The 25914-nt window shown below is 64.4% G+C and carries 29 protein-coding genes; 7 read left to right on the forward strand and 22 right to left on the reverse strand.

Annotated elements, in window-relative coordinates:
• Window positions 1–102 precede the first annotated feature (102 nt).
• Window positions 103–639 carry a carboxymuconolactone decarboxylase family protein gene (locus MBR110_RS24225; protein WP_011881303.1) on the forward strand — a complete coding sequence of 179 codons (537 nt, stop codon included), beginning with the start codon at window positions 103–105 and terminating at the stop codon, window positions 637–639.
• 59 nt (window positions 640–698) lie between these two features.
• Complete coding sequence (locus tag MBR110_RS24230) at window positions 699–986, forward strand: putative quinol monooxygenase (protein WP_011881304.1); 288 nt, start codon at window positions 699–701, stop codon at window positions 984–986.
• A 185-nt stretch (window positions 987–1171) separates the two neighbouring features.
• On the opposite strand, the gene MBR110_RS24235 is transcribed toward MBR110_RS24230, so the two are convergent.
• The 6 genes from MBR110_RS24235 to MBR110_RS24260 all read right to left on the reverse strand — a co-directional run bounded on the left by MBR110_RS24235 (window position 1172) and on the right by MBR110_RS24260 (window position 5477).
• Complete coding sequence (locus MBR110_RS24235) at window positions 1172–1624, reverse strand: hypothetical protein (RefSeq protein WP_174479781.1); 453 nt, start codon at window positions 1622–1624, stop codon at window positions 1172–1174.
• A 51-nt stretch (window positions 1625–1675) separates the two neighbouring features.
• Window positions 1676–2887 carry an MFS transporter gene (locus tag MBR110_RS24240; RefSeq protein WP_034194852.1) on the reverse strand — a complete coding sequence of 404 codons (1212 nt, stop codon included), beginning with the start codon at window positions 2885–2887 and terminating at the stop codon, window positions 1676–1678.
• 75 nt (window positions 2888–2962) lie between these two features.
• Window positions 2963–3088: a hypothetical protein gene (locus MBR110_RS24245; protein WP_257785927.1), complete on the reverse strand. Its 126-nt coding sequence runs from the start codon at window positions 3086–3088 to the stop codon at window positions 2963–2965.
• Window positions 3089–3226: 138 nt separating this feature from the next.
• Window positions 3227–3775 carry a TetR/AcrR family transcriptional regulator gene (locus MBR110_RS24250; RefSeq protein ID WP_034194853.1) on the reverse strand — a complete coding sequence of 183 codons (549 nt, stop codon included), beginning with the start codon at window positions 3773–3775 and terminating at the stop codon, window positions 3227–3229.
• A 563-nt stretch (window positions 3776–4338) separates the two neighbouring features.
• Entirely contained in the window at window positions 4339–5028 is a 690-nt protein-coding gene (locus MBR110_RS24255; RefSeq protein ID WP_181709384.1) for a glutathione S-transferase family protein, read from the reverse strand.
• On the reverse strand, window positions 5025–5477 hold the full coding sequence (locus MBR110_RS24260; RefSeq protein ID WP_059735881.1) for a DoxX family protein: 453 nt from the start codon (window positions 5475–5477) through the stop codon (window positions 5025–5027). The genes MBR110_RS24255 and MBR110_RS24260 overlap by 4 nt, the downstream gene beginning before the upstream one ends.
• Window positions 5478–5597: 120 nt before the next feature.
• On the opposite strand from MBR110_RS24260, the gene MBR110_RS24265 reads away from it, so the two are divergent.
• Entirely contained in the window at window positions 5598–6470 is an 873-nt protein-coding gene (locus tag MBR110_RS24265; RefSeq protein ID WP_011881311.1) for a LysR family transcriptional regulator, read from the forward strand.
• Window positions 6471–6597: 127 nt separating this feature from the next.
• On the opposite strand, the gene MBR110_RS24270 is transcribed toward MBR110_RS24265, so the two are convergent.
• From MBR110_RS24270 to MBR110_RS32270, 8 genes are all read right to left on the reverse strand, one after another.
• Entirely contained in the window at window positions 6598–9042 is a 2445-nt protein-coding gene (locus tag MBR110_RS24270; protein ID WP_081054427.1) for a heavy metal translocating P-type ATPase, read from the reverse strand.
• A gap of 75 nt (window positions 9043–9117) precedes the next feature.
• Window positions 9118–9519 carry a Cu(I)-responsive transcriptional regulator gene (gene cueR, locus MBR110_RS24275; RefSeq protein ID WP_034194857.1) on the reverse strand — a complete coding sequence of 134 codons (402 nt, stop codon included), beginning with the start codon at window positions 9517–9519 and terminating at the stop codon, window positions 9118–9120.
• A gap of 185 nt (window positions 9520–9704) precedes the next feature.
• The gene (locus MBR110_RS24280; protein ID WP_059735855.1) at window positions 9705–10646 is read right to left on the reverse strand and encodes a copper resistance D family protein; all 942 of its coding nucleotides are present in this window, start codon (window positions 10644–10646) and stop codon (window positions 9705–9707) included.
• On the reverse strand, window positions 10646–11020 hold the full coding sequence (gene copC / locus MBR110_RS24285) for a copper homeostasis periplasmic binding protein CopC (protein WP_011881315.1): 375 nt from the start codon (window positions 11018–11020) through the stop codon (window positions 10646–10648). Before copC ends, MBR110_RS24280 begins: the two co-directional genes overlap by 1 nt.
• Window positions 11021–11080: 60 nt before the next feature.
• Window positions 11081–11428 (reverse strand): copper-binding protein, encoded by a 348-nt coding sequence (locus MBR110_RS24290; RefSeq protein ID WP_011881316.1) that lies wholly within the window; start codon window positions 11426–11428, stop codon window positions 11081–11083.
• Window positions 11429–11494: 66 nt separating this feature from the next.
• Window positions 11495–12790, reverse strand: coding sequence for a multicopper oxidase family protein (locus tag MBR110_RS24295; RefSeq protein WP_045578286.1), 1296 nt, complete (start codon window positions 12788–12790; stop codon window positions 11495–11497).
• A gap of 1 nt (window position 12791) precedes the next feature.
• Complete coding sequence (locus MBR110_RS24300) at window positions 12792–14249, reverse strand: TolC family protein (protein ID WP_059463889.1); 1458 nt, start codon at window positions 14247–14249, stop codon at window positions 12792–12794.
• Complete coding sequence (locus tag MBR110_RS32270) at window positions 14246–14533, reverse strand: hypothetical protein (RefSeq protein ID WP_072465304.1); 288 nt, start codon at window positions 14531–14533, stop codon at window positions 14246–14248. Before MBR110_RS32270 ends, MBR110_RS24300 begins: the two co-directional genes overlap by 4 nt.
• Before the next feature lie 268 nt (window positions 14534–14801).
• Here MBR110_RS32270 and MBR110_RS24305 point away from each other — a divergent pair, with 268 nt between their 5' ends.
• The gene (locus MBR110_RS24305; RefSeq protein ID WP_014724405.1) at window positions 14802–15041 is read left to right on the forward strand and encodes a hypothetical protein; all 240 of its coding nucleotides are present in this window, start codon (window positions 14802–14804) and stop codon (window positions 15039–15041) included.
• Window positions 15042–15182: 141 nt separating this feature from the next.
• Here MBR110_RS24305 and MBR110_RS24310 read toward each other — a convergent pair whose 3' ends face one another.
• The 4 genes from MBR110_RS24310 to glmS form a co-directional block, all read right to left on the reverse strand.
• Complete coding sequence (locus MBR110_RS24310) at window positions 15183–15680, reverse strand: TPM domain-containing protein (protein ID WP_011881320.1); 498 nt, start codon at window positions 15678–15680, stop codon at window positions 15183–15185.
• A 2-nt stretch (window positions 15681–15682) separates the two neighbouring features.
• Window positions 15683–16522: a TPM domain-containing protein gene (locus MBR110_RS24315; protein WP_371464454.1), complete on the reverse strand. Its 840-nt coding sequence runs from the start codon at window positions 16520–16522 to the stop codon at window positions 15683–15685.
• 2 nt (window positions 16523–16524) lie between these two features.
• Window positions 16525–17166: a LemA family protein gene (locus tag MBR110_RS24320; RefSeq protein ID WP_014724408.1), complete on the reverse strand. Its 642-nt coding sequence runs from the start codon at window positions 17164–17166 to the stop codon at window positions 16525–16527.
• Between the two features lie 200 nt (window positions 17167–17366).
• Entirely contained in the window at window positions 17367–19196 is a 1830-nt protein-coding gene (gene glmS / locus MBR110_RS24325; protein WP_011881323.1) for a glutamine--fructose-6-phosphate transaminase (isomerizing), read from the reverse strand.
• A gap of 156 nt (window positions 19197–19352) precedes the next feature.
• Here glmS and MBR110_RS24330 point away from each other — a divergent pair, with 156 nt between their 5' ends.
• A complete protein-coding gene (locus tag MBR110_RS24330) occupies window positions 19353–19850 on the forward strand; it encodes an Lrp/AsnC family transcriptional regulator (protein WP_011881324.1) in 498 nt (165 codons plus the stop codon).
• Between the two features lie 34 nt (window positions 19851–19884).
• Here MBR110_RS24330 and MBR110_RS24335 read toward each other — a convergent pair whose 3' ends face one another.
• Entirely contained in the window at window positions 19885–20421 is a 537-nt protein-coding gene (locus tag MBR110_RS24335; protein ID WP_059475672.1) for a methylated-DNA--[protein]-cysteine S-methyltransferase, read from the reverse strand.
• 578 nt (window positions 20422–20999) lie between these two features.
• Between MBR110_RS24335 and MBR110_RS24340 the strand changes: the two genes are divergently transcribed.
• Window positions 21000–22292 carry an MFS transporter gene (locus MBR110_RS24340; protein WP_045578282.1) on the forward strand — a complete coding sequence of 431 codons (1293 nt, stop codon included), beginning with the start codon at window positions 21000–21002 and terminating at the stop codon, window positions 22290–22292.
• Window positions 22293–22489: 197 nt separating this feature from the next.
• Here MBR110_RS24340 and MBR110_RS24345 read toward each other — a convergent pair whose 3' ends face one another.
• The gene (locus tag MBR110_RS24345; protein ID WP_014724413.1) at window positions 22490–23482 is read right to left on the reverse strand and encodes a LacI family DNA-binding transcriptional regulator; all 993 of its coding nucleotides are present in this window, start codon (window positions 23480–23482) and stop codon (window positions 22490–22492) included.
• A gap of 226 nt (window positions 23483–23708) precedes the next feature.
• On the opposite strand from MBR110_RS24345, the gene MBR110_RS24350 reads away from it, so the two are divergent.
• Window positions 23709–24545: an NAD-dependent epimerase/dehydratase family protein gene (locus tag MBR110_RS24350; RefSeq protein WP_011881329.1), complete on the forward strand. Its 837-nt coding sequence runs from the start codon at window positions 23709–23711 to the stop codon at window positions 24543–24545.
• Here the strand turns inward: MBR110_RS24350 and MBR110_RS24355 are convergent.
• A complete protein-coding gene (locus MBR110_RS24355) occupies window positions 24542–24886 on the reverse strand; it encodes a DUF1330 domain-containing protein (RefSeq protein WP_181709385.1) in 345 nt (114 codons plus the stop codon). The two genes, MBR110_RS24350 and MBR110_RS24355, sit on opposite strands and share 4 nt — an antisense overlap.
• Window positions 24887–25208: 322 nt before the next feature.
• Window positions 25209–25529 carry a DNA-binding protein gene (locus MBR110_RS24360; protein ID WP_011881331.1) on the reverse strand — a complete coding sequence of 107 codons (321 nt, stop codon included), beginning with the start codon at window positions 25527–25529 and terminating at the stop codon, window positions 25209–25211.
• Window positions 25530–25914 lie beyond the last annotated feature (385 nt).

Genomic DNA, 25914 nt, shown 5'->3' on the forward strand with positions numbered 1-25914 from the left:
CCGCAGTAAAGGCTCGGAATGCGGGCATTGGCCCGCGCTCCGCGCTATTGCGCCGACCTTCATCGGGCGGCTCCCGATTATCCAGCCTAGTGAGAGATATATATGACCCGCTTGACCACCTTGAAGCCGTCGGAAGCAACCGGCGAAACCGCAGTCGTGTTCAACCAGATCAAGGCCGCGATCGGCAAGGTCCCGAACGCCTATGCGACCATCGGCACGCACAGTCCGGCCGGTCTCGCGGCGATGCTGAACGTCGACGCCGCGATCGCCGCAAGTTCGCTGGAGCAGGCCGATGTCGAGGCGGTGCGCCTCGCAGTCAGCGCGCTGTCCGGCTGCGATTACTGCCTGGCCGCCCATACGATGATCGGCAAGATGGCCGGCCTCGCGCCGGACGCGATGAAGCAGATCCGCGCCGGCCACGCGACCGGCGATGCGCGCCGCGATGCGTTGCTCGCGTTCGTGCGCTCGATCGTGACGAGCCGCGATACGGTGCCCGCTGCCGTGCTCGACGCAGTGCTGGAAGCAGGGTTCACGGAGCGCCAGGTGATCGAGACGATCCTGGTCGTCACATCGATCACGTTCACGAATCTGGTGAACCGTGTGAACGACACGACGCTGGATTTTCCGGCGGTCGATTGAGCGCGTGCGTATCCGGCTCGATTTGCACGAAACGATCCAGTGGCGAATGGAGGCCATCGATGTCGAAGCAGTATGTGGTTGCCACGATTACCGCAGATCCGCGACACGTCGCGGCGGTGGAAGATGCGCTGTTGGCGGCAGTACCGGCCGTTCGAAACGAAGATGGGTGCGAGCAGTACGAGCTGCATCGACACCGCGACGCGTCTCATCGCTTCACGATGATCGAGCGTTGGCGGGACGAGCATGCGCTGCACGTGCATGGCGAAGCGCCGGCATTCCAGACGCTGGCGCGTGCGCTCGACGGTAAGGCGACGCTCCAAGTCGTGTTGCTCGAGAAGCTGATTTGAGCTCGTCGAGATCGGTTCTGAAACGGACGGCGGCCGGATTTCCGGCCGCCGTTATTCATTGTGGCGATGGAAGCGGGACCGCGGCGCGCGCCTGATTCACGGACAGCCTGAGCAGATATGCGATCAATGTCGCGAGCAGCCCCTAGAGAGGTTGCTGCTGCAACACCGCCTATGCGGGCGCGAGGTCAGAGGTCATGTCTGGATTCCGTTTTGTCGCGAGCGTTGCTGAGCCGCTGCATGAGCCAGTCGGTCGCCAACTGATCGAAAGCCGTCATCGCCCGGTAGCCGCGGGCACGAACAACATGGCGAGCCACGACAGCAGGCTTTTGCTCGAATCCTTCGAACTCCGGCGATGGTCCGCCTTTCCAGATCAGGAGGCCCGGCAGGAGCAGCTCGCCGACGAGAAGGGTCGACAACGCATTCAACATGATCGCCATGCCTCGAGAGGAAGAAGCGAACGCGCTTACGCGGTCGCAACGGTCATCCGGATTGTCGTCGGTCGCCCGGCGGTCGAGTAGCCGCAGATGGCGAGTAAGAGTTTCTGCAATGGAAGGAAAAAGCAGTTGCCGACCGCTGCGAAACGCTGGCCCGGCTGTGCGATGAACCGGGCCAGCGACGGCCGCGATGCCTGCACGCATCGTCGCGGCGCGCCACGCGACGCGGAGGTCTGCGTGGCTTCGACGGCTTCTTCATGATTGAAGCGATGGGGGCGCGGGCGACACGTCGGCGCTGCGCTTCGCATTGACCGACGCGCGCGACACGAGCAGGCTGCCGGTCGCCAGCGCGAGGAACGCGAGCGAACTGCCGATCGAGCCTGTCAGGCCGAACGCGGGATAGACCCAGCCCGCAACGGCGGAGCCGACGCCGATTCCGCAAAACACGAAGGATGCCGTCAAGGCCAGTGCGATGCCGCGCCATTGCGGCACGAGTTCGACGATGCGGCGCTGCTGCGACGGCCACAGCAGGTCGGTTGCGAACGCCCACACGACCAGCGCGACGAACAGCAGGCGCAGGCTCGGCGGCGTGAAGCGGAGAAACACGAGGTCGAGCGCGAGCAATGCGAGGCCGGCGAACAGCATCGCTTCGGCGCTATAGCGACGCGCGGCGCGCGTCACGAACAGGTTGCCGGCGATGCCCGCGGCGCCCAATACGACGAGCGCGGTCGATACCGTATTGGCGCCTGCATGGAACGCGTCGCGAATGATGGGCGCGATGAAGGCGTAGGTCGAGTAGACGCCGGCCGCGATGAAGAAGACGACGAGGAACGCGCTGAGCGTATCGGTGCGCGTCAGGAGCGCCGAAACCGTCGCGAAATCGATGTTCTCGCCCTGGCTCGTGTCCGGGATCAGGCGGAGGATCAGCGCGGCGGTTACTGCGCCGGCGAGTCCGATGAGGAGAAAGAGCACGCGAGCGCCCCATGCGTGCGCGATCCATGCGGACAGCGGCATGCCCACCAGGCCGGCGACGCTCAGGCCGAGCAGCACGACGGCGATCGCGCTGCCCTGTTGTTCGCGTTCGACGAGGCTCGAGCCCAATGCGCCGAGCACGGGGCCGATGAAGCCTGCACCGAGGCCCATCAGCACGCGCGACAGCAGCAGCACCGGGTAATTCGGCGCGGCCGCGAGCAGCAGCGCCGCCGCACTGAACAGCGTCAGGCCGAGCAGCACCTGGCGACGACGCGGCAGATGGCCGAAGCCGACCTGCAGCAGCGGCGCGGCGAACGCGAAGGTGACGCCGAACACGGTGACGAGGTAGACGCTTTGCGAATCCGCGAGCCCCCACTGACGCGAGATCGAATCGAGGCTGCCGACGACGGAGAGCGCACCGGTCGCCTGGACGAAGTATGCGAGGCTGAGGATGCGAAGCGCGCGTGCCGTGCGCGCGGGGAGGGGCGTAGTCATGTGTGGGTCCTTTTCAAGGCCGGTGGCCTGGGAGCATGCGGGCCGGGAAACTGGATGGATGCGCGGGGCAGCCGGTCAACGGTGCGTGCGACCGTGGGTCAGAAGCACGGGCACACGGCGCGTGGCCGGTGAACCGGAGTCCCGGAACGACACGCCGCCGGACATGTTGCCGAAATTGATGGGGTGGATCTTCAGGGCCATGGCTGCTCTCCGCTTGGATCGATGCTTATTGAACTGACCAGTTCAGTATGGGTAAGCGACGGGCGGCGGGCAAATTAAAAAAACCAATCGGTTCAGAAAGGGCGGGCTATCGGTCCGTGCTGCGCGCGTCGCGGCACCTCAGAGGAGGCGGAGCGCCTGCATGAACGCGCCGACGGCGTCGCTTTCCGCCAGCTCGGGCAGATTGCGTTCGATGCAATAGCCGGCGAAGAACACCGAGACGATCGTGGCGATGGTTGCGGCGGGGAGTGTGTGAGGCTCGGCGTCGATGTTTTCGATGATCTGCGGCGTCAACCGGTGGTGGTACGCGGCGAGTACGTCGCGCACGCGCTCGGACAGCGACGGGAATTCGCGGATCGAATTGACCGAGAAACAGCCGACGCAGCCGTTGTCTTGCGGGTCGCCGAGGCGCAGAAAGCGCTCGATGTTGGCGTAGCCCTTCGGTTCTGCGGTAAGGATCCGCAGCGCGCCACGATGCTCGTAGTAATAGAGCAGGCTGTGCAGAAACAGGTCTTCCTTGTCCTCGAACTCGGAATAGAGCCCGGACTTGTTGACGCCGGTCGCCTGTTCCAGCTGCTGAAGCGATGTGCCGGCGAAGCCGTATTTCCAGAAGACCGGGAGCGCCTTTTCCAACACGCCTTCGCGGCTGAATTTTTTCGGTCTGCCCATGGGGTGGTCATCTCTCTCGAGGTGGATATGCGGGGATTTTAAACCGAACGGTTTTAAATGGGGGTAAGGGCGTCGTGGGACCGGCCCGTTTGCGGGAGGAGATGGGTTGTGGCTGGCCAGGCTGGGAGGCTTGGAAGCTCGCGTGAGATTCCTGCACACGGCGAATGCGTTGTCCTTTCGTCAGCGCCCCTGGTCTTGCACCAGCTTTCGAAAGTTCGACGCGAGTGACGTGAACGCAATGTGCTTGCAGCACTGAACGCAGGGTTGGTGTCCTGGCGCTCCATTTCGTCCGTGATTTCCAGCCGCGACGTTGGTTTTCACTTCCGGCGTCGGGTAACGAAGCAACGTGCGGTGCAACCGTGCACGCGCGATCTCACGATTTCGTGCCAAGCGATCGCGCAGAAGTAAAACCATCGCGCCTGCTGTCGTGCACGTACCCGTGACCGGACGCAAGAACGTTCAGCAGCCGGCTGGCGACGATAAACAGATGTCTTTCAAGTTACGGCTGCACATTCTTGTGCCGGCTTCAGTTCCTCGCCGGCGCACATATAACTGATCTCAATTCAATCCTGAACGCGCAGCACGTGCTCGCGGATACGCGTCGACAGCATCGAGCCGCGCTTGAGCAGGAATCCCATCAGCAGTTGCGGATAATCAGCCAGGACCGCTGCACGCACGGACGGCCGTTCGGCAAGCCGTTGCCGCCAGGCGGTGACCTTGGGCAGGGCCGCGAAGAACCCGAAGTCGTCGATCTGTTCGAACACGTCGAAGTAGCGGAACACCGGCCCGAATGCCGCGTCCACGATGCTGAAATGCGTGCCGCTGAAATACGGGCCAGCGCCGAGCGTGTCTTCGAGCTGCTGGAATCGCGCGCGGATGTCGCGGGTTTTCCCGGCGAGCGTCGCTTCGTCCGGAGCCGTGTAGAAGCCCGCTATGGCGCTGAGCAGTGCCGATGCGAACTCGACCCAGGCACGGTGCCGCGCCCGCTCGAGCGGCGCATCGGGATGCAGCGGCGGCGCGAGCGTCTCGTCGAGATAGTCGCAGATCACCGCCGATTCGAAGATGGGCGCGCCATCGACGACCAGCACCGGCGTCTTGCCGAGCGGAGAAATCCTGAGAAACCAGTCTGGCTTGTTGCTCAGGTCGACATCCGTGCGTTCGAACGGCACACCCTTTTCGGTCAGCACGATGACGGCGCGCTGGACGTACGGGCAAAGCACGTGGCTGACGAGGTGGTATTGGAGCGTGCTCATGTCGATGCCTCGCTCCGCCAGGCCGCGCCAAGCGCGAAGCGCTCGCTGCGGCGTACCGCGAGCGCGCCATCGCCGAGCAGCCACAGCGCGACGGACGCGACGATGAGGAACACCGGGTATTCCCAGCCGCCGCCCTGGCTCGTATGCACCCAGCCATTGGACAAATGCACACGCGTCGCGCCCACCATGATCGGCACCAGCAGCAATGCAACCTGGCGCGCATAGACGCCCAGCACGAGCGCGATCCCGCCGGCGAACTCGGCAGTGAAGACCGGATAGGCCAGGAAGCCGGGGTAGCCGACGCTCTGGAAATACTGCGCGGTGCCCGGCAGGGTAAAGACCAGCAATTTCAGCAGTGAATGGGCGATCCACATGACGCCCAATGCCACTCGGAGCAGCAACGCGCCATAGGCGGCGGCATTGGCATTTGTTGAAATCGATTGATTCATATCGGTACCCATTGCGAGAGTTGGCAAAGCGGGACCGAATTTAGCATTGCGGATATGCTTGAATAATAAGCATAATTACAAAGAGTGAATGCAAAAATGCAATGCACGGGAGACAACTGGATGCCATACAAGCTCAGCGCGGCAGATCTCGAAACGATCCTGGCGCTTTTCCGCACGGGCACGCTCGTTCAGGCGGGCGAGCGACTGCAAGTGGATGCATCGACGGTGTTTCGCAATCTGCGGCGAATCGAGCGCGGCCTGCAGCAGCAGTTGTTCGAACGGACCCGTTCCGGCTATCGCGCGAAGGAAATCGGGCTGGCGCTCGCGGAACACGCCGAGCAAGTGGAAGTGCAGGTCGAATCGGCCCGCTCGATCGCCCAACAAGCGCCCGAGCAGGTGGGCGGCACGGTGCGCATCACGACCACCGACACGATCCTGCACGGGTTGGTCGGGCCGGCACTGAAGCAGTTGGAGGCCATACATCCGCGGCTTGCGTACGAATTGCACACGGGCAACGAGATCGCCGACCTCGGGCGCCGCGATGCCGATATCGCCGTGCGTGCGACGAAGGAGCCACCGGAATATCTCGTCGGCAAGCATGTCGGTCCCATTGACGTAGCGCTTTTTGCGTCGAAGCACTACGAGGCCGCGCGCAGTTATGACGACGTCACGGCGGGCAAGGTACGCTGGATCGCGCCGGACGACGCGCTGCCGGGCCATCCGTCGGTCATCTGGCGCAAGCGTCATTTCAGGAAAGTGGTGCCGCACTACAAGGTCAACAGCATCCTGACCGTGATGGAGTTGGTCGCCCTCGGCATGGGCGTCGGCATCCTGCCGACGTTCCTGACCCGCGGCCGCTCCGACCTCGTGCAATTGACCGATGTCCTGCACGACTGCCAGACCGAGCTATGGGTGCTGACTCACCGGGAGTCGCGGCATCTGCGGCGCGTTTCGACGGTGTTCAAATACCTGTCGACGACGTTGAAGATTTGAGCGCGCAAGGTGCAGCGCGCCACTTGCCGCGAGTAGACGTGCTATCGATTCCGGGTGCCAAGAACGGGTGAATTCGGCTCCGGTCACGGTTGACACGCTTCACAATCCCGGCGAACGCGTGAGCACACTAAATCTTCGCATTGCGCAACCGTAGCGCGTTTGAAATAACGGATGCCGAACTCAGGCTCATCGCCAGCGCTGCAATCATCGGCGAGAGCAGCAAGCCGGTGAATGGATACAGCGCGCCTGCTGCCAGCGGGACGCCGAGTGCGTTGTAGACAAATGCGAAGCCGAGGTTCTGCTTCATGTTCCGGACGGTTGCCTCGGACAGTTCCCTAGCGCGCGCGATACCACGCAAGTCTCCCTTGACGAGCGTGACTTGCGCACTGCTCATGGCGACATCGGTGCCGGTTCCCATGGCCACGCCGACATCCGCCTTCGCGAGCGCCGGTGCATCGTTGATGCCGTCTCCGGCCATTGCCACAACATGTCCGGCACGTTGAAGCCTCGTCACCAGTTCGAGTTTGTCGGCCGGCTTGACCTCACCATGAAACTCATCGACACCGAGTTTTTCAGCAACAGCCCTGGCCGTCACCACGCCATCGCCTGTCGCCATCACGACGCGGATGCGATTTTCCCTCAATGTCGCGAGCGCTTCCGGTGTGGTTGTCTTGATTGGATCGGCGACCGCCAACAGTCCGGCCAGGCGCCCATCGACCGACAAGTACATGACGCTGGCGCCTTGTGCGCGCATACGGTCTGCTTCCTGCGCCAGCGGCTCGACGGACACCTGGCCGGCCTGCATCAACGCGGTATTGCCGAGCGCCAGTCGCCGCCCCGCAACCAGCCCGCGCACACCGATGCCTGTCGCAGATTCGAAGGCCTCCGCCCGGTCCAGCGCAAGACCTTGCTCGCGTGCAGCTTTCACGATGGCGGCAGCCAGCGGATGCTCGCTTCCCTGGTCCAGACTGGCGGCCAGCCGCAGCACCTCCTCGTCGGTGAATCCATTTGCCGCTGCGGCGCGCTCGAACGCGGGACGGCCCTCGGTCAGAGTTCCCGTCTTGTCCACGATGAGAACGTCGACCTGGCGCAGGTTCTCGATGGCGGCCGCGTCGCGGAAGAGCACCCCGCTCGATGCCCCCTTGCCGCTTGCGACCATGATGGACATCGGCGTTGCAAGTCCGAGCGCGCAAGGGCACGCAATGATGAGCACCGCGACCGCATTGATGAGGCCGAATACCCAGCTGGGCTCGGGTCCGACGAGGCCCCACACGAAGAACGTCAAAACGGCGGCGCTCACGACGCCGATGACGAACACGCCTGCAACCTTGTCCGCCATTCGCTGCATGGGCGCGCGCGAACGCTGCGCCTGCGCGACCATCTGCACGATTTGCGACAACACCGTCTGGGAGCCGACCTTCTCCGACCGGATGACCAGACTGCCGGCCGCATTCATCGTTGCACCAATGACGTGGTCTCCGACGCGCTTCGTGACGGGAATGGGCTCGCCGGTAATCATCGACTCGTCCAACGAGCTCGTGCCGTCGGTTACGACGCCATCCACGGGGACTTTCTCGCCGGGGCGAACACGGAGCAGATCGCCCACCTGCACGTGGCCCAGCGGGATGTCTTCTTCGGCGCCATCCGGATTGATGCGGCGAGCCGTCTTCGGGGCGAGGCCCAGCAGCGCCTTGATGGCTGCAGACGTCTGCGAACGCGCTTTCAGCTCCAGCAATTGCCCCAGAAGCGTCAGAGAGATGATCACCGCAGCGGCTTCGAAATACACACTGACACGGCCGTGCGCGCTGTACGTCGCTGGAAACAGGTCGGGAAGGACCGTCGCAATGACGCTGTACACGTAAGCGGCTCCAGTCCCGAGCCCGATAAGCGTCCACATGTTCGGGCTCCGATTGATGAACGAACGCACACACCGAACAAAAAACGGGAAGCCGGCCCACAGGACGACTGGCGAGGAAAGAACGAATTCGACCCAGTTCTCGGTCGACGACGGCATCAGTTCGACCTGGTGGCCGAACATCGCCAGCATGAAAACGATGGCCGTCAGTGGCAGCGTCCACCAGAATCGATGCCGGAAATCGACCAGTTCGGGATTTTCACCTTCGTCCAGATTCGGCAGGATTGGCTCGAGCGTCATGCCGCACTTCGGGCACTGCCCCGGATGGTCCTGACGGACTTCCGGATGCATCGGGCACGTGTAGATGGTGCCCTCCGGCATAGCAGGCGATGCCGCAGCACTCGATGGCGCGACGTATTTCGACGGAGCCGCTTGGAATTTCGTCAGGCAGGCCTCGCTGCAAAAGAAGTATGGCTTCCCGTCGTATTCACTGCGAAAGCGTGATGTCTGCCTGACCGGCATCCCGCATACGGGGTCGTGGAGTTGCGCCCCCGTACCACCGTGGTCGCGGTCTCCCCCGTGGAGATGCGCATGCGCGTCATCTTCGTGTTCGACGGCATGCTGGTGCCCACGCGTGCCATGGGCATGATGTCCGTCTGACGAGTGCGCTGAAACCGGCTGCTGAGGTGCCCCATCGTCTTCACGTTGACTGTTCATCTTGACGCTCCTTCGCTATCGGCACTGATTCGGTGTTATTCGAACCCGGGTGCGAGGCCCGGCCTCTGTCCTGAGTCAGTCGCAATGCGTTTGCCTGGCCAACTCCGCCAATATCGGGCAATCCGGGCGCGAGTCGCCCTTGCAGTGCTGGGCCAGATACTGGAGTGTGTCGCGCATTTCGACGAGTTCTCGGATACGCTCGTTCAGGTCGTCGATGTGCTGCGTCACGAGCTGCTTGACCTCGCTGCTGGGACGTTCGCGGTCTTCCCAGAGCGCCAGCAACGCCGAAATCTGCGTAGTCGAGAAGCCGAGATGTCGCGCCCGTCGCACGAAGCGGAGGACCTCGACATCCTTGGCCGTGTAGACCCGATAGTTCGATGCCGTTCTCGTCGCGGGCCGGATGAGCCCGGCCTCTTCATAGTGACGAATCATCTTGGCTGAAACGCCGGAAGACTTCGCCACCTCACCGATATTCATGATCGCCTCCTTTGGTGGCCCATTTCGAGCCCCAATGATGCACATTCTTGACCTTCCCACTATGGGAAGGTCAAGGAACCTGACCAGATAGAGAAACGGATTTCCGGCGGTCAAGGTCGTCACTCGAGCACGACGTATCTACACGGGCGAACCATCGGCGTGAACGGACGATGATGCGGTGTCGTTCAAGTCGTTCCTGGCAACGGGCTCGAACCAAGCACGGCCGCTACCATCAGCACGCCGACCAGTACGAGAGATTCCACATGGAGCACCCTGCGGAATCGACGGAGCGGCCTCCCAGGAATCGCTTCCGACGGCTTTTTCAATGTCGACAGAAGCGTGGGCATCTCGAAGAAGCGATTGTGTCCGCCGAGTGCGGCGCCAAGCAGTACGAGCGCCAGCTTGAGCATGAGAACTTGCCCGTAAATCGAGTGCAACAGATTGGCGGGAACGTTGACGCCTCGCCAGCCGTTGTAGGCGCCAGTGCTGAACAGGACGATCAGCGCGTAAGTCGATGCGTCGGAGAGCGACTGCACGAACGATGCGCTGGTCTGCCGTTCGTTTCCCGGGGCATCGAGCAGGCGCGGCATAACCACGTAAGTCGTAACCAGCACCAGTCCGACCCACGCGCTGATGGCAAGCAGATGCAGCCAGTCCACCCATACGGGCAGACTGAACAGCCCTGCGTCGACGGGATGTCCGGCGTTACTGCGCGCCAGCGCGACGCCCGCTAACGCACCCCATATGGCGAACGGCAAGCGGGTTTCGTTTCCCGACCGCAGGAATGCCAGTACGGCTATGCAAAGCGTGAAAAACGCGCCAACCAGCCATGCATGTCCGAACCCGGTTGCCGCAAGCATCGACCACACGGCCGGGCCCGCCTCGACTAACGACGACTCGCTCATCAGCGCGCAATGCGCCCAGAACGACAGCGCGCTTGCCAGCAGCGAGACGATGGACGCCGCTCGAAGCGTGACGACCAGACGCCGGCCGACGCGCTGTTGCCAGGTCGACTCACCGCGCGCAAGCCATTGGCTGCTGAGCAGGGCGCCGACGATGACGGCGAAGCCGACGTTCTGGATGGCCACCGATACCAGCCGCAGGATGCCGAGGAACCCGTCGTTCATCACTTCACCTTGAACGCGTATGTGCCCTTGGTCCTGTGCGAGTCGGAGGTCATCACCGCCCATTGCACGGCGTAGACACCCGACGCGAGCTTCGGCACGGCAACGGTCATGACGCGTGGATTGGCAGCATCGACCTTCGCTCTTTCCTTTCCGATGGAGGTGCCGCTCGCGTCAGTGACCTTTATCGTGCTGAAGGTCGGCTCCAGGTCCTCGTTGAAAGTAAGCCGCAACGCTTCCGGTGCGGCGTCGACGACAGCGCCCGACGCCGGAACGGCACTTTCCAGCTTTCCGTGCGCCAATGCTGCGACAGGCACGACTGCGATAGCGCCAGCCGCAGCAAGGCCGGCAAACTGCCTGAATGTGAGAGTTTTCATGTTGTTGCTCGTCTCGAATGGTGAGGGCGGGGCGCGATACAGGCGCCCCGCTGGATGTCCTTATTGCTTCTGCAGCTTCACCACGGTCAGTGCGCCATTCACTTCTTCGGCGACGAAGTCGATCTTGTCGCCGACCTTCACTTGAGACAGCATGGCCGGGTCCTTGACCTTGAAGACCATCGTCATCGCTTCCATGCCGAGGTTCTCGAGCGGACCGTGCTTGATGGTGAGCTTGCCGGCGGCCAGGTCGACCTTCCTGATTTCGCCGTGCGACATGCTGTCCTTCATGTCGGCGGATTGCATGGTTCCACTGCCCATGCTCATGTTGCCCATGTCGCTGGCCGCGTACGTTGCAGCAGCGAAGGTCAGCGCACAGCCCATCGCAATCGAAACGAATGCAGTTTTCATCGTGTGTTCTCCAGAGTTGAGGTGAGGAAATCGACGGCTGGGTCATGCCCGGCCTTGTTGTGTTGTTCAGCTGTCCGGCAACTCGCCGGTGTATTCGTAGGCCACGGTTCCCTTCGGGTGCTTGAACCAGCCCGGGTCGCGGTAGTCGTTTCGGCCGAGGCCCTGTCGCACTTTGACGACCGTGAACATGCCGCCCATTTCCAGCGGGCCGAACGGTCCGGTGCCGGTCATCATCGGCAGCGTGTTGTCGGGCAGCGGCATCTCCATTGCGCCCATCGCACCGCCCGTGCTTCCCATCGCCATGTAATCCGGCACCAGCTTGTTGATGCGCTTTGCAAGGTCTTTCTGCGGAACGCCGATGAGATTGGGTACCTGGTGTCCCATCGCATTCATCGTGTGGTGCGACTTGTGGCAATGGAACGCCCAGTCGCCCGGCCGGTTTGCCGTGAATTCGATGGCGCGCATCTGTCCCACGGCGACGTCGGCCGTCACTTCAGGCCAGCGCGCCGACGGCGGTATCCATCCCCCATCGGTGCCGACGACTTCGAAGCTGTAGCCATGCAGGTGAATCGGGTGATTCGTCATCGTCAGATTGCCGAACCGGATGCGGACGCGATCGCCCGCGCGCACCGGCAGCGAGTCGATCCCCGGGAATACGCGCGAATTCCACGTCCACATGTTGAATTCGGTCATCGTGTTGACGCGCGGCGTGTAGCTGCCGGGGTCGATGTCATATGCGGACATCAGGAACACGAAGTCGCGGTCCACCGGCATCACCGCCCGGTCCTTCGGATGCACGATGAACGTGCCCATCATCCCCATCGCCATCTGCACCATCTCGTCGGCATGCGGGTGGTACATGAACGTGCCGTGCCGCTCGAGCTGGAATTCGTACACATAGGTCTTGCCGGGCGGAATCTGAGGCTGCGTGAGCCCTCCGACGCCGTCCATTCCGCAGGGCAGCAGCATCCCGTGCCAGTGGACCGTGGTGTGCTCCGGCAGCTTGTTGGTCACGAAGATGCGCACCTTGTCGCCCTCGACCGCCTCGATCGTCGGGCCGGGCGACTGGCCGTTGTAGCCCCAGAGATTGGCCTTCATGCCGGGCGCCATTTCGCGAACGACCGGCTCCGCAGTGAGGTGGAATTCTTTCCAGCCGTTTTTCATGCGCCACGGCAATGACCAGCCGTTCAGCGTCGTCACTGGCGTGTAGGGCCGCCCGTTGGGCGGCTGAAGCGGCGGCTGCGTTGCGGGATGCGCCATCGTCGGCGCTTCGGGCAGCGACGCCGCGCCAGCCTTGCTGACCATCGCGGCACCCAGCAATGCGGCACCCGAGCCGCTCAGGAATGTTCGTCGTGACACCATCTCAATTACCTTCGGACTGCGTGTGCGGCGCCGCGAGCGTGGCTGCGGCCGTCGCTGATTGCTGGGTTGAACGGGCAAAAGCGTCTACTGGACGGTCGGGCGGAGGGAGGCGTCCACCCAGTGCAAGTTGCAGGTCGGTCTCCGCGAGCCAGTAGTCCTTCAGCGCGTCGATATAGCCATTGACCGCATTGACCTGTTCTCGCGAATCGGCAAGCAGGTCGAACGCGCTGGCGAGCATGCCGTTGTAGCGCAGCAGCATCTCGTCGGAGATGGTCTTGCGCAGCGGCACCACCTCGTCGCGGTAATGCCTGGCGATGTCGTAGTTCGTTACGTAGGCGACGTACGATTCGCGGACCTCGGAGCGTGCGTCGACGGCCGTCTGTGCCAGCTTGCTCGCCGATTGCATGTACAGCGCTTCCGCCCGCGCAACCTTGGCACTGCCCCAGTCGAAAATCGGAATCTCGACGCTGATTTCGTAGCCGCGCTCGTGCCCTTTGTCCGTCTCGAAGTTGTTGAGGTAACCGACCTCCAGCGCATTGACGAAACGCGTCGCCTTGCTCAGGCCGAGGGACGTCGCGACACCTTGCGTGCGCAACCTGGCGGCCTGGATGTCGAGCCGGTTCTGCATCGCGAAGACCTCGAGGTCCTTCAGTTCCGGCCGCTCCTTGGGCAAGTCCGGCAGCCGCTCCGGCAAGCTGTATTGCGTCGCCGCGCCCCAAACGCCCATCACGCGAGTCAGCTTTTCTCGCGCTGCAAAGGCCTGTTGCCGCGCCTTCGCAACCTGAGTCGCCGCGTCGGCGTAAAACGCCTGCTCGCGCGCGTAGTCGAGCCGGCTGGCGTTGCCGGCCTGCTGCATCCGGTGCGCCAGTTCTGCTCCGGCACTGGCGGAGTCCTTGACCTGTTCCGCATACTTCGCGGACTGCTCCGCTGCCACGGCGCTCACGTATGCGCGGCGGGCGTCAGCGGCCACTTTGAGCATCGCATCGGCCGTCTCGAGTTTGGTCTGCTCGAAGCGGCGGCTTTCGATGCGCGTGGCCAGCGGCAGCGTCAGGATGGCCAGCACGTTCGCGGAAAACGTGCGCGTGATGCCGAAGTTGTCGCTCCAGTGCGTGCGGCTGAAACTGAAGCCCGGATTGGGGAGGCGACCGGCCTGGACAAGGTCCGCTTCCGAGATTCCCAACTCGGCGTAGGACGCCTGCAGTCCCGCGTTATTGAGCAAGGCGACCTGGACGGCGTCATCCATGGCCAGCGGTTTTCCGAGCAGTTCGCGCGTGCGTTGCGCGACCGCGTCACGGTCCTGCTCGGTACGGACGAACAGCGCCTCTTTCCCGAGCCGCTCCGATGCGGTGGTCGAGACGGTATTGAAACCGCCATCCCTGGAAAACGTCGTACAGCCGGCGAGCACGACCAGCGCGACGGCACCGGCAATCAACCGAATGGAAATGCGTCGCTCGATCATTGGCCGTCCCTCTCGTGTGTCGAGTGATGACTCGTGTTCGAGGGGCTGCTGGAGGTTGCCTCGCGCTTCGAGCTGGGGCGTGCCGGCGTGACGGCCCGATTTACCTGTTGCCAGGTGGGCGCCTCACCGTCTCTGTACGGCTGGTAATCGTCAAATGCGGACGGGGCGGCAACGGCCGGGACCGACGCTGCCGCGTCTGACGGGTCGGGAACGGACGTCGTAGCGAGGACGAGCGTCGGCAATGCTGCCGCCGCGCCGACCAGCGCTGCAGATAGGATTCGCATGGTTTTTCTCGTCGAATGTCAGCCGGGCGGCCGGAACGCGCCGCCAAAGCGAGATGAACGCCGCAGCACACACGCTGCGACGCGAAGCTCAGACGAGAAGGATTCGGGGAGGCCGCTCGATGCCAGCGGTCAGAAATGACGCGGCTGCGGTAGAAGAGGAAGGGAAGACAGCGGTGAGTGCGGAATCGAACGACCGCGCGACCGACGGCGCGGTTGGCAATCCAGCGCCGACGCAACACGACACGCAGGTCGAGCACGAGTGCGCGTGGTGGGTATCTGCCAGACTGTGCTGGTGCGTGCCGTGGTCAGCTGCCGCGTGTACGTCGGCCGCTTCATGGTGCTGCTCGGCAAGCGGTTGCCCGGCGCCAGTGGCGAACTCGACGTCTTCGTCCGCATGTGCCGCCGCGCACTGCATTGCAATCGCAGCGAACGACTGAACCGGAAGGCTCAGTGCGAGGAACAGAACGAGGAAGAGTTTGCGCCAGTACGACATGGGGCAAAAGTCTAGCATGACGTGACGCGCGTTGCGATGTCGTCATCGTGACGACGCGTAGCGGCATCCGCGAACCGACATGTCGTCGCCGGCGGGAGCGGCATGCGCTTCCTTAGCCGGTCACAGGTCGCGCCGCGTTATCGAATTGGCGGCAGGTCACATCACGACGGGCTTACTGGATAACTCGTCCTGAGGAGGACGGCGAGACGGGTAATGTTTCTTGAGCAGTTCGGTGACGAGCTCAATCCCGTGTATCGAGCCAGACTCGAAGCTGCCAGCCTTGAATGCGGTTTCCATGGTGCGGCAGACCACTTCCCATTCTTCACTTGTGACGCGCGAATGGATGCCTCGGTCCGCGACAATCTCGACGTCCCGGTCGGCCAGCAGCAAGTAGATGAGCACGCCGTTGTTGTGCTCGGTGTCCCAGACCCGAAGCTCCGAGAACACGTCAATCGCGCGCTCGCGCGCGGTCTGTCCTCGAAGCAACGCGGCGCTATGCAATGCACCCTCTACCGCGAAGCGCAGCTGCCCCGCGTGCGCGACGTGGCTCGCCTTTACCGCTGCCTCGATCTTCGCCAGCGTCGGTTTCGGGAAGGCGGCGTTGACCCGCCATTTCGTCATGAGCAGGTGCCGGATAACGCGTCGGAAATCCATGATTACCATCTCCCCGACGCGCCACCGCCGCCAAAGCCACCGCCGCCGCCGCGAAAGATGTCTCTTCCAGAACCTTGCCCCCCTGAATGTCCGCCGATGTAGGGGCCGCCGACGCGCATCCCCATCCCGGCGCCAATCAACGTGAATACAAGGGAAATGGCGCCGGCGACGATGGCGACGAGAACCGCGCCCGACAATAGCCACGCGACGAATCCAACTGCGCCTCCGGTGATGACGGCTCCGGCCAGTCTGCCGAAGAGGGTTCTCAGCACACCGCCCGCCACAATCGTCAGCACGAACAACACCGGCAATAGACTGCCGGCGCCTGGCCCCGGAGATTGGCGGGGAGCCGGAAGTGGTTCCCCATCCACCACGCGCATGATGCCGTCCACGCCGGCCGATACGCCGCCGTAGAAATCGCCCTGCCGGAATCGTGGGACGATGATGTCCTCGATGATGCGGTTGCTCGTGGCGTCCGTGAGCACACCCTCCAGGCCATAGCCGACTTCGATACGCAGCGTCCGGTCGTTTTTGGCGATGATGAGCAGAACGCCGTCGTCCACGCGCGTCCGCCCGAGCTTCCATTGTTCGACGACGCGGATCGAGTACTGCTCGATGGTCTCGGGTTGCGTCGTCGGTACGATGAGCACCGCAATCTGGCTTCCCTTGCGTGCTTCGTAATCCTTCAGCGATTGCTCCAGCGTGCTGCGCTGTTCATCGGACAGCGTGCCCGTCGCGTCGGTCACGCGCGCGGAGAGCGCCGGTACAGGCTGCGCCGTCTGACCGACGGCGTTGCTCCACCAAAACAGCACGGCCAAGGCGACCAGCGCCGCGCGAACCATCTTCAATTTGCGGCTCCGCTCGCCGGCCCCGGCGCGGCACCAAAGTCCACCCGCGGCGGCTTGGCGATTTCCGCTTCGTTCGTGACGGCAAAGTTCGGCTTTTCCTTGTAGCCGAACGCCATCGCGGTCAGATTGTTCGGGAACGAGCGAACCGTGATGTTGTAGTCCTGAACCGAGCGGATGTAGCGGTTCCGGGCTACGGCGATTCTGTTTTCGGTACCCTCGAGCTGGGCCTGGAGGTCACGAAAATTCGCGTCGGACTTCAGCTGCGGGTAGTTTTCGGAAACCACGAGCAGCCGGGAAAGAGACGACGTCAGTTGTCCCTGGGCCGCCTCGAACTTTGCGAACGCGGCGGGGTCCGCCAGCAGTTCCGGCGTGGCGCGCATGGCGCCCACTTGCGCCCTGGCTTCGGTCACCCGCGTTAGAACGTCTTTTTCCTGGTTCGCATATCCCTTCACGGTGTTCACGAGATTCGGCACCAGATCGGCACGTCGCTGGTACTGATTGAGCACTTCGGACCAGTTGGCCTTCACCTGCTCGTCTTGGGCCTGTATGGCGTTGTAGCCGCATCCGGACAGCATCACGATGCAGGCCGTCATCAACACCGCAAGACACGCGGCACGAAAAGTCGAAAAGCGTTGCATGTCCTGCCCCCTTACGGCCGGTTGTGTCTGCTGAAACGATGCTAAGCGGCTCGCGTATGACGGGCTTGATTTGCGTCAATGGGGGGGCAGCCCGGCCTTGCGTGTCGACTTCGGATGGATGTCCGCCGCGACAGGCAGGAGGAACGCGACACGGGAGCGCACGTTCACCGATTGTGACCGCCCAAACCCCGCCCCCAACCTCACTCCACCGTCACCGACTTCGCCAGATTCCTCGGCTTATCAATATCCGTCCCCCGCGCCAGCGCCGCGTGATAAGCCAGCAGCTGCATCGGCACGGTATGCAGGATCGGCGAAAGCGGCCCGTAGTACTCGTTGAGCCGAATCACGTCGATCCCTTCGCCCGACGTCAACCCGCAATCCACGTCCGCGAACACGAACAGCCTGCCGTTGCGCGCGCTCACCTCGTGCATGTTCGACTTGAGCTTCTCCAACAGCATGTCGTTCGGCGCGACCGCGATCACCGGCATCTCGTTGCTGACCAGCGCCAGCGGCCCATGCTTCAGTTCGCCCGCCGGATACGCCTCGGCATGGATATACGAAATCTCCTTCATCTTCAGTGCGCCTTCCAATGCGATCGGGTAATGCATCCCGCGGCCGAGGAACAGCATGTTGTCGCGTCGCGCGAGCAGCTCCGACCAGCCCATGATCTGCGGCTCCAGCGCGAGCACTTTCGCCATCGCATCGGGCAGATGCCGCAGCGCGCGCAGATGCGCCTTCTCGTCGTCGTCGCTCAGCCGGCCGCGAACCTGCGCGAGCGACAGCGTCAGCAGGAACAACGCGACGAGCTGCGTCGTGAACGCCTTCGTCGACGCGACGCCAATCTCGATCCCCGCGCGCGTGACGAACTGCAGCGCACACTCGCGCATCAGCGCGCTCGACGCGACGTTGCAGATCGCCAGCGTATGCATCATCCCGCGCTGCTTCGCGACCTGCACGGCGCCGAGCACGTCGGCCGTCTCGCCGCTCTGCGACACCGCGACGACCAGCGTGCGCGGGTTCGCCACGCCGTCGCGATAGCGGAACTCGCTGGCGATCTCGACGTTCGTCGGCAGCTTCGCGATGCTCTCGATCCAGTACTTCGCCGTCAGCGCCGCGTGATAGCTGCCGCCACACGCGAGCAGCAACACCGAGTCGACGTCGTTGAACACGCGCCACGCGCCATCGCCGAACAGCTCCGGCATGATCGACGCGACATCGAGCAGCGTATCGGCCACCGCCTGCGGCTGCTCGAAGATCTCTTTCTGCATGTAGTAGCGGTACGCGCCGAGATCGGCCGCGCCGCTGTGCGCGGCGACCCGCTGTACCGCGCGCTCGACACGCTGGCCGGCCGCATCGACGATCCAGTAGCGATGCAGTTGAATGTCCGCGACGTCGCCGTTCTCGAGGTACGCGATGCGGTCGGTCACGCCCGACAGCGCGATCGCATCCGACGCGAGAAAGTTCTCGCCGTCGCCGACGCCCACGACGAGCGGCATCCCGTCGCGCGCACCGACGATGCGATGCGGCTCGTCGCGGCACATCACCGCGATCGCGTAGCTGCCGCGCAAGCGCGCGACGGCGCCGCGCACCGCGTCGAACAAGTCGCCGTCGTACAGATGATCGATCAGATGCGCGATCGCCTCGCTATCCGTCTGGCTGGCAAACACGTAGCCGTGCGCCTGCAGCTCCGCACGCAATTGATCGCAGTTCTCGATGATCCCGTTGTGCGACAGCGCGATGCGCGCGTTGTCGTCGCGCGGCGAAAAATGCGGATGCGCGTTGAGCGTGACGGGCGCGCCGTGCGTGGCCCAGCGCGTGTGCGCGATGCCGGTGTAGCCCGACAGCCCCTGCGCCGCGATCTCGCGCTGCAGGTTCGCGACGCGATCGACGCTACGCGCGCGGGCGAGCGCACGGTCGCGATAGACGACGACCCCGCACGAATCGTAGCCGCGGTATTCGAGCCGCTTCAGCCCGTCGACGAGATTGGGCACGATGTCCCGCTGAGCCACCGCCCCGACAATTCCACACATATCGCGCTCCCTGAATACGTTGTCTGAGTCCGTGACCGCGATAGTAGAGGCAGCAAAATGGAATTAAATTTCAAAATTGGCGTAATCCTGAAACGATGCGGCAATGCGGTAGGATGATGAAATTAAATTCCACATCCATCTCGCAAGGAGCTGCCGATGGCCGGCATCACGCTCGACGATCTCGACCTGCGCATTCTCGCGATCCTGCAGGACGACGCGTCGGTGTCGAACCTGCAACTGGCCGAGCGCGCGCTGTCGTCGCCGCCGACCTGCATGCGCCGTGTGCGGCGGCTGACGGAGGCCGGCGTGATCCGCCGGCAGATCGCGGTGTTCGATCCGGTCGCGATCGGCACGGCCGTCACCGCGCTGATCGAGATCAGCCTCGACCGGCAGACGGCCGAAGACTACGACGCATTCGAGGCCTACGTGTGCGCGGAGCCGTCGGTCACGCAGTGCTACCGCGTGTCGCCGGGGCCGGATTTCATCGTGGTGGCCGATCTGGCCGACGTCGCCGAATACGACGCGTTCGCGCGGCGCCTCTTCACCGGCGCATCGAACGTGCGCAACGTGCGGACGTTCTTCTCGACGCATCGCGCGAAATTCGACGCGAACGCGCGCGTCGCGCACGCAATGCGCAAGCGTCGCGACGATTGACCCACGGCGGCGCGTCGCACGCGATCCGACGCCTTCAGAACGCGAACGCCTGCTGCGCCGCGTGTCGGTCACCGCGCACGAAGCGCGCGCCTTCGAGCGACAACAACGCGCGCTTGCGTTCGATCCCGCCTGCATAGCCGGTGAGGCTGCCGGACGCGCCGATCACGCGATGGCACGGCACCATGATCGCGACCGGATTGCGGCCGATCGCGCCGCCGACGGCGCGCGCCGCACTCATCGGCAACCCCAGGCGCTCGGTGACGTCGCCGTACGACACGAGTTCGCCGAACGGGATCGCGAGCAGTTGCTGCCAGACGCCACGCTGGAACGCGGTGCCGTTCAGCTGAATCGGTACGGAGAAGGTGTGGCGCGTGCCGCCGAAATATTCGGTGACCTCGTCGGCGATGTGCCGCGCGAGCGATGAAGCGGCGACGTGCGCGTGCTCATCCGCGGCGATCGCGAGCGACGGATAGTATTTCTGGCCGACGAAGAACAGGCCGGTCAGCGCATCATGCTCGATACGGACGGCGATGTCGCCGAGCGGGCTCGGGATCAGAAGCGCGGGAGTCATCGCGAAGTTTCTCCTTGAGGGCGTTGGCTCGCGTAGCGCGGCATATGCACGCTATTGCGCGCCGCGGCGCCGGCAGCGAACGCATTCGGCGCGTTTACGCAGCGGGCCATGCGGCGCTCCACCTAGGGCGACGATACGCACATCCGAACCCGCCGTTGAGGCAGCGATTGCGCGAAGGCATCGTGTCGTAGCAGACAGCGGAGCGGGATCGGCATACATCCGATGACTTTAAACGATCCGCAGCGCAGTTTCCGGCCGAACGCTGACTTGCGCATCCGCGCGCACGGGCTCCGTCACGACCCCGTTTCACCGCACACGCATCGCGGAAAACGATTGATGTGCACTTTGCGAAACGGTCATCTCTTTTTGAGCGATCGAATTTGAGATGACTCATCGAAATCCCGGACTGACATCGCCCCGACCGGCGGCCTATGCTTGGAAAAACGTTTTCCACCCATCGGTGAAATAGCGGCTGCGCGATGCCTGCGCAGTTGCGGTTCGCCGCGGCGCCCGTCGCCGGTTACGGACTACGTATCGACAGTCGGCGCGACGGGCGCGGCCGCGCATCGGAGACACTCATGCAATCTGCCGTTGTCGGCGCGGTGCGCGCCGTCGCCAGCCGCTACCGCTGGACCGTCTGTGCGCTGCTGTTCTTCGCGACGGTCATCAACTACATGGACCGGCAGATCCTCGGCCTGCTCGCGCCGATGCTGCAGCACGACATCGGCTGGACCCAGGTGCAGTACGGCCGCATCGTGATGGCGTTCACCGCGTTCTATGCGATCGGCCTGCTGGGCTTCGGGCGCATCGTCGACTGGCTCGGCACGCGCATCTCGTACGCGGCCGCGATGCTGATGTGGAGCATTGCGGCGATGCTGCATGCGGCGGTCGGCTCCGTGATGGGCTTCGCCGCGGTGCGCGCGTTGCTGGGGATCGGCGAGGGCGGCAACTTCCCGGCCGCGATCAAGACGACGGCCGAATGGTTTCCGCGCCGCGAACGCGCGCTCGCGACCGGCATCTTCAACTCGGGCGCGAACATCGGCGCGGTGTTCGCGCCGGCGATCATCCCGGCGATCGCGCTGGCCTACGGATGGCGCGCGGCATTCGTGATCATCGGCGCGATCGGCATCGTGTGGCTCGCGGTGTGGCTGGTGCTGTACCGCACGGCCGACACGCGCGCGCTCGCCGCCGAATACGACGAGCCGCGCGACGAAGCGGAAGCGCTCGACGCGGCCAACGCGGATGCCGGCGCGCCGCGCTGGGGCGAGCTGATCCGCAAGCGCGAAACCTGGGCATTCCTGATCGGCAAGTTCCTGACCGACCCGGTGTGGTGGTTCTATCTGTTCTGGCTGCCGAAGTGGCTCAACGAGTCGCGCGGGATGGACATGCAGCACATCGGCCTGCCGCTCGTGTGCATCTATGCGCTGACCACGGTGGGTAGCGTGGGCGGCGGCTGGCTGTCGTCGGCGCTGCTGCGCGCGGGCTGGAGCGTGAACGGCGCGCGCAAGACGGCGATGCTCGTCTGCGCGTGCTGCGTGCTGCCGATCGCGTTCGTGTCGCAGGTGCAGAGCCTGTGGATCGCGGTGACGATCGTCGGGCTCGCCGCGGCCGCGCACCAGGGCTGGTCGGCGAACCTGTTCACGACGGCATCCGATCTGTTTCCGCGCCGCGCGGTCGCGTCGGTGGTGGGCATCGGCGGGATGGCCGGTTCGATCGGCGGCGTGCTGTTCTCGGAAGTGATCGGGCAGGTGCTGCAGCGCACGGGCCACTACTGGGTGCTGTTCGCGATCGGCGCGCTGGCGTACCTGCTCGCGCTCGCGATCATGCACGCGCTCACGCCGAAGATGAAGCCGGCCCGACTCGGCGCGTAAGCGCCGCGACACGCGAACGCGCCGCGCTGGACGCGGCGCGTTTTCGTTTGGGGTGGGCGGGGCGCATGCGAAGCGATGCGGGGCTGCGGCGGTTGAGTTTGGGATGGCGGCTGCGACTGCGATTGCGACTGCGATGTCGACTACGACAGCAACTGCAACCGCAGGCTACCGCAACCACCGCCCACCCCGCCCGCCACTCACCCCACCGCCGCCGTCGATGCCCGCATGATCAACCGCGGCTCGAACGTCGAATAGCTCGCGTCGGTGCGTCCGGCGAGCGCGTCGATCAGCTTCTGCATCGCGAGCTCGCCCATGTTTTCGCTCTGGATGTCGATGGTGGTCAGCGCGGGCGCTGCGTATTGACCGTACGGCACATTGTCGATGCCGGCGACGGAAACGTCCTGCGGCAACCGGAAACCGAGCGACGCGGCCTCCTTTATGAAGCCGAGCGCGATCAGGTCGTTGTAGCAGATCACCGCCTGCGGGCGCTGCGGCCCGAGCATCACGCGCGAGCAGGCGCGCTCGCCGGCTTCGGCGGTGGGCGCATGCGCGTCGTGCACGTCGAGCGTGAGTCCCGCTTCCGCGAGACAGTCGCGCGCGCCCTGGATCCGTTCGTCGTTCACGCGCGCGGTGCCGAAGCCGAGATACGCGATGCGCGTGTGGCCCAGGTTGAGCAGATGGCGCGCGAGCATGTAGGTGGCGAGCCGGTTGTCGATGCCGACGCTCGGGATCGGCAGGCCGGGGCTGCGTCGCAGCAGTACGAGCGGCTTGTGCAGATCGAGCATCCAGCCCGCTTCGTCGTCGGGCATCCGCGTGCTGACGATCAAGCCGTCCACGCGCTGCGCGAGCGCCTCGACCAGCGAGCGTTCGCGCGCCTGGCTTTCTTCGGTATCGACGAGCAGCAGCGTGTAGTCGTGCTGGAGCGCGACGCGGTTCGCGCCTTTGACGACGCTCGTGAAATACGGGTTGCTGATGTCGAGGATCACGAGGCCGATCGTGCGTGTGCGCCCGGTGATCATCGAGCGCGCGAGCGGATTCGAACGATAGCCGAGGCGCTCGATCGCCTCCTTGAGCCGCGCTTCGACCGTCGGTGAGAAGCGCTGCGTGCCGTTCACGAACTTGGAGACCGTCGCAACCGACACGCCGGCCTGGGCCGCCACGTCGCGGATCGTCGGGGAAACTTTTTTCATCGCAAGGGTAACGTTTACGTTCCGTTGTCCGCGATTGTGGCAGAAAACCGAGGCGGCCGGCCATCGGCCGACATCGGGAAAGTGCGGATGGCCGAGAGGGTGGCCGACCGTTGACGTTCGCCTTCGCCGCCGCGTATAGTTGGAAAACGTTTTCCGGCCAAATCGTTGCAAGCGATTGGAGGTCGGGCGCATCCGCATACCTTCAGCACAGATCCAAGGAGACTCGATGAACGCCACTTCCACCGGCGCCCGCAAGCCGTTTGCGCGCCTGCTGCTGACCGGCGCGGCCGGCAATCTCGGTCGCCAGCTGCGCGGCGCGCTCGCGAACTGGGCCGACATCGTGCGCGTGAGCGACGTCGCCGCGCTCGGCGACGCGGCGCAGCACGAGGAAACCCGGGTCGTCGACCTGTCCGATCGGCCGGCGGTGATGGACCTCGTCGACGGCGTCGACGCGATCGTCCACCTCGGCGGAATTTCGGTCGATGCGCCGTTCGACGATCTCGTCGATGCGAACATCACCGGCACGTACAACCTGTACGAAGCCGCGCGCAAGCACGGCGTGAAGCGCGTCGTGTTCGCGAGCTCGAACCATGCGATCGGTTTTCATCCGGTCACGGAAGTGCTCGACGTCGACGCGCCGCTGCGTCCGGACAGCCTCTATGGCGTGACGAAGTGCTTCGGCGAAGCGCTGTCGCGGTACTACTTCGACCGCTTCGGGATCGAGACCGTGTGCCTGCGGATCGGCTCGTCGTTCGAGGTTCCGAAGAACCCGCGCATGCTGGTGACCTTCCTCAGCTATCGCGACTTCATCGAGCTGGTGCGATGCGCGCTGCTGACGAACCGCGTCGGGCATGCGATCGTGTACGGCGTGTCGGACAACCCGGTGAAGTGGTGGGACAACACGAAGGCCGGCTTCCTCGGGTTCCGTCCGCAGGACAGCTCCGCGCAGTTCGCCGGGCTGTTTCCGGTGACCGCGCCGAGCGCCGAATACGACGATCCGGCGCAGCGTTACCAGGGCGGCGGCTTCGTCGTCGGCGAGCCGCTGGAGCGCGGCGCGAACTAGACGCCGCGGCGGCGGCGGGTTCCGCGCAGGATGTCCGTCGCCTTGTGCGACGCATCCACGCCGTCGATCAGGATCAGCGGGCCGCTCGCGTGCCGCGTGCGCAGCGGCTGGATCTGCCGGTAAGCGTCGGAGTCGTACCACGCGCGCGCGGCGGCGAGATCGGGAAACGCGATCGCGATCAGATCGCCGTGCCACTCGCCTTCGCGCACGTCGGGCCGTGCGCCATGGATCGCGAAGTGGCCGTCGAACGGCGCAAGCGTGCCGTCGATGCGTTCGAGGTATTCGACGATGTCGTCGCAGATTTGAACGTCGTGCAGGTGGGCGATGGCGTAGGCGGTCATGTCGGGCTCCTTGGCGTCGATGCGATGCGTTGATCGATGACGCCATGATCGGCACGCGCGCGACGCGCGTCGATTACCTGCGACGTAAGCAAATCTGCGCGGCTGTATGCGATGCGTTCACGCGCGCTGGCGCACCGGTGGCGGCGCCGGATCGGGTGTGGAATGGGCCGCTGGCGACGATGGTCGCGGGCCGCGCGGGTGGTGCAGCCGCTGGCGGTGTAGCAGATCGCCGCGCGATGTTGAGCGCGGCGTTACCGGAAGGGGATGGCGGGCGGCGCACTAATGGCGCCGACGGTGCGTCGCTCGGGTGCGCTCACACCGCTCACACCGGATACGCATCGTCGACTTTGAGGTTGGCGAGGCGGAACAGCGTGCGCAGCGTTTGCGGGTGAATGTCGCGGTGCGCGGCGAGCGACGTCAGCATGAAGTCGAGGACTTTCGCGTAGCGCAGCAGCACGAGGCAGCGCGCGAGGTCGGCGCGGCCGCGCATGTCCTCGGCGTAGCGCACCATCTCGGTCGACAGCGAGCGGGCCATCTCGAGTTCCATCTGCTGCTTTTCGGTCCATTCAGGCTGCGGCTGTTCGAGCAGCTTCGCGAGAAAGATCTGGAACGACGTATCGGACGAGTTGGGCAGCGTATCCATGAAGTGCCTCGCAACTGGCGTGGATCGTTCGGGCTTGGCCTGAACCGGGTTCGTATATGCGCCGCTCGGCGGCGCGGCTGTTGCTGCAACGAATGCAGGTTCCGTACCAGCAACGCGATCCACTTGCCCGGCCGGTCGCGCGCGGCGCGCCGCGATGGCTGCTGTGGCGCGTCCGGACTGGCTCGCACGGGATGTCGCGGCGTGCGGTGGACGGTCGTGTATGGTGGCGTGCGGCACGGAAAACTCGTCCGGACCGATGAAATGCTTCACCGATGTAACGTAACGCCATGGTGACGCCAGTCGCATTTTCGGGCGCGGACGCGGTGGTGTCGAGGCGTGTGCGCGGGAGGTGCGCCGGGCGGGGGTGTGCGCGACGGGAGCGGTT

The organism is Burkholderia sp. MBR-1 (assembly GCF_013822785.1).
Classification (GTDB): domain Bacteria; phylum Pseudomonadota; class Gammaproteobacteria; order Burkholderiales; family Burkholderiaceae; genus Burkholderia; species Burkholderia vietnamiensis.

Bases quoted from the DNA above. Each gene is read 5' to 3' on its own strand.
- MBR110_RS24225 (WP_011881303.1), top strand. From the start codon at position 103: ATGACCCGCTTGACCACCTTGAAGCCGTCGGAAGCAACCGGCGAAACC.
- MBR110_RS24230 (WP_011881304.1), top strand. From the start codon at position 699: ATGTCGAAGCAGTATGTGGTTGCCACGATTACCGCAGATCCGCGACAC.
- MBR110_RS24235 (WP_174479781.1), bottom strand. From the start codon at position 1,624: ATGCGTGCAGGCATCGCGGCCGTCGCTGGCCCGGTTCATCGCACAGCC.
- MBR110_RS24240 (WP_034194852.1), bottom strand. From the start codon at position 2,887: ATGACTACGCCCCTCCCCGCGCGCACGGCACGCGCGCTTCGCATCCTC.
- MBR110_RS24245 (WP_257785927.1), bottom strand. From the start codon at position 3,088: ATGGCCCTGAAGATCCACCCCATCAATTTCGGCAACATGTCCGGCGGC.
- MBR110_RS24250 (WP_034194853.1), bottom strand. From the start codon at position 3,775: ATGGGCAGACCGAAAAAATTCAGCCGCGAAGGCGTGTTGGAAAAGGCG.
- MBR110_RS24255 (WP_181709384.1), bottom strand. From the start codon at position 5,028: ATGAGCACGCTCCAATACCACCTCGTCAGCCACGTGCTTTGCCCGTAC.
- MBR110_RS24260 (WP_059735881.1), bottom strand. From the start codon at position 5,477: ATGAATCAATCGATTTCAACAAATGCCAATGCCGCCGCCTATGGCGCG.
- MBR110_RS24265 (WP_011881311.1), top strand. From the start codon at position 5,598: ATGCCATACAAGCTCAGCGCGGCAGATCTCGAAACGATCCTGGCGCTT.
- MBR110_RS24270 (WP_081054427.1), bottom strand. From the start codon at position 9,042: ATGAACAGTCAACGTGAAGACGATGGGGCACCTCAGCAGCCGGTTTCA.
- cueR (WP_034194857.1), bottom strand. From the start codon at position 9,519: ATGAATATCGGTGAGGTGGCGAAGTCTTCCGGCGTTTCAGCCAAGATG.
- MBR110_RS24280 (WP_059735855.1), bottom strand. From the start codon at position 10,646: ATGAACGACGGGTTCCTCGGCATCCTGCGGCTGGTATCGGTGGCCATC.
- copC (WP_011881315.1), bottom strand. From the start codon at position 11,020: ATGAAAACTCTCACATTCAGGCAGTTTGCCGGCCTTGCTGCGGCTGGC.
- MBR110_RS24290 (WP_011881316.1), bottom strand. From the start codon at position 11,428: ATGAAAACTGCATTCGTTTCGATTGCGATGGGCTGTGCGCTGACCTTC.
- MBR110_RS24295 (WP_045578286.1), bottom strand. From the start codon at position 12,790: ATGGTGTCACGACGAACATTCCTGAGCGGCTCGGGTGCCGCATTGCTG.
- MBR110_RS24300 (WP_059463889.1), bottom strand. From the start codon at position 14,249: ATGATCGAGCGACGCATTTCCATTCGGTTGATTGCCGGTGCCGTCGCG.
- MBR110_RS32270 (WP_072465304.1), bottom strand. From the start codon at position 14,533: ATGCGAATCCTATCTGCAGCGCTGGTCGGCGCGGCGGCAGCATTGCCG.
- MBR110_RS24310 (WP_011881320.1), bottom strand. From the start codon at position 15,680: ATGGATTTCCGACGCGTTATCCGGCACCTGCTCATGACGAAATGGCGG.
- MBR110_RS24315 (WP_371464454.1), bottom strand. From the start codon at position 16,522: ATGGTTCGCGCGGCGCTGGTCGCCTTGGCCGTGCTGTTTTGGTGGAGC.
- MBR110_RS24320 (WP_014724408.1), bottom strand. From the start codon at position 17,166: ATGCAACGCTTTTCGACTTTTCGTGCCGCGTGTCTTGCGGTGTTGATG.
- glmS (WP_011881323.1), bottom strand. From the start codon at position 19,196: ATGTGTGGAATTGTCGGGGCGGTGGCTCAGCGGGACATCGTGCCCAAT.
- MBR110_RS24330 (WP_011881324.1), top strand. From the start codon at position 19,353: ATGGCCGGCATCACGCTCGACGATCTCGACCTGCGCATTCTCGCGATC.
- MBR110_RS24335 (WP_059475672.1), bottom strand. From the start codon at position 20,421: ATGACTCCCGCGCTTCTGATCCCGAGCCCGCTCGGCGACATCGCCGTC.
- MBR110_RS24340 (WP_045578282.1), top strand. From the start codon at position 21,000: ATGCAATCTGCCGTTGTCGGCGCGGTGCGCGCCGTCGCCAGCCGCTAC.
- MBR110_RS24345 (WP_014724413.1), bottom strand. From the start codon at position 23,482: ATGAAAAAAGTTTCCCCGACGATCCGCGACGTGGCGGCCCAGGCCGGC.
- MBR110_RS24350 (WP_011881329.1), top strand. From the start codon at position 23,709: ATGAACGCCACTTCCACCGGCGCCCGCAAGCCGTTTGCGCGCCTGCTG.
- MBR110_RS24355 (WP_181709385.1), bottom strand. From the start codon at position 24,886: ATGACCGCCTACGCCATCGCCCACCTGCACGACGTTCAAATCTGCGAC.
- MBR110_RS24360 (WP_011881331.1), bottom strand. From the start codon at position 25,529: ATGGATACGCTGCCCAACTCGTCCGATACGTCGTTCCAGATCTTTCTC.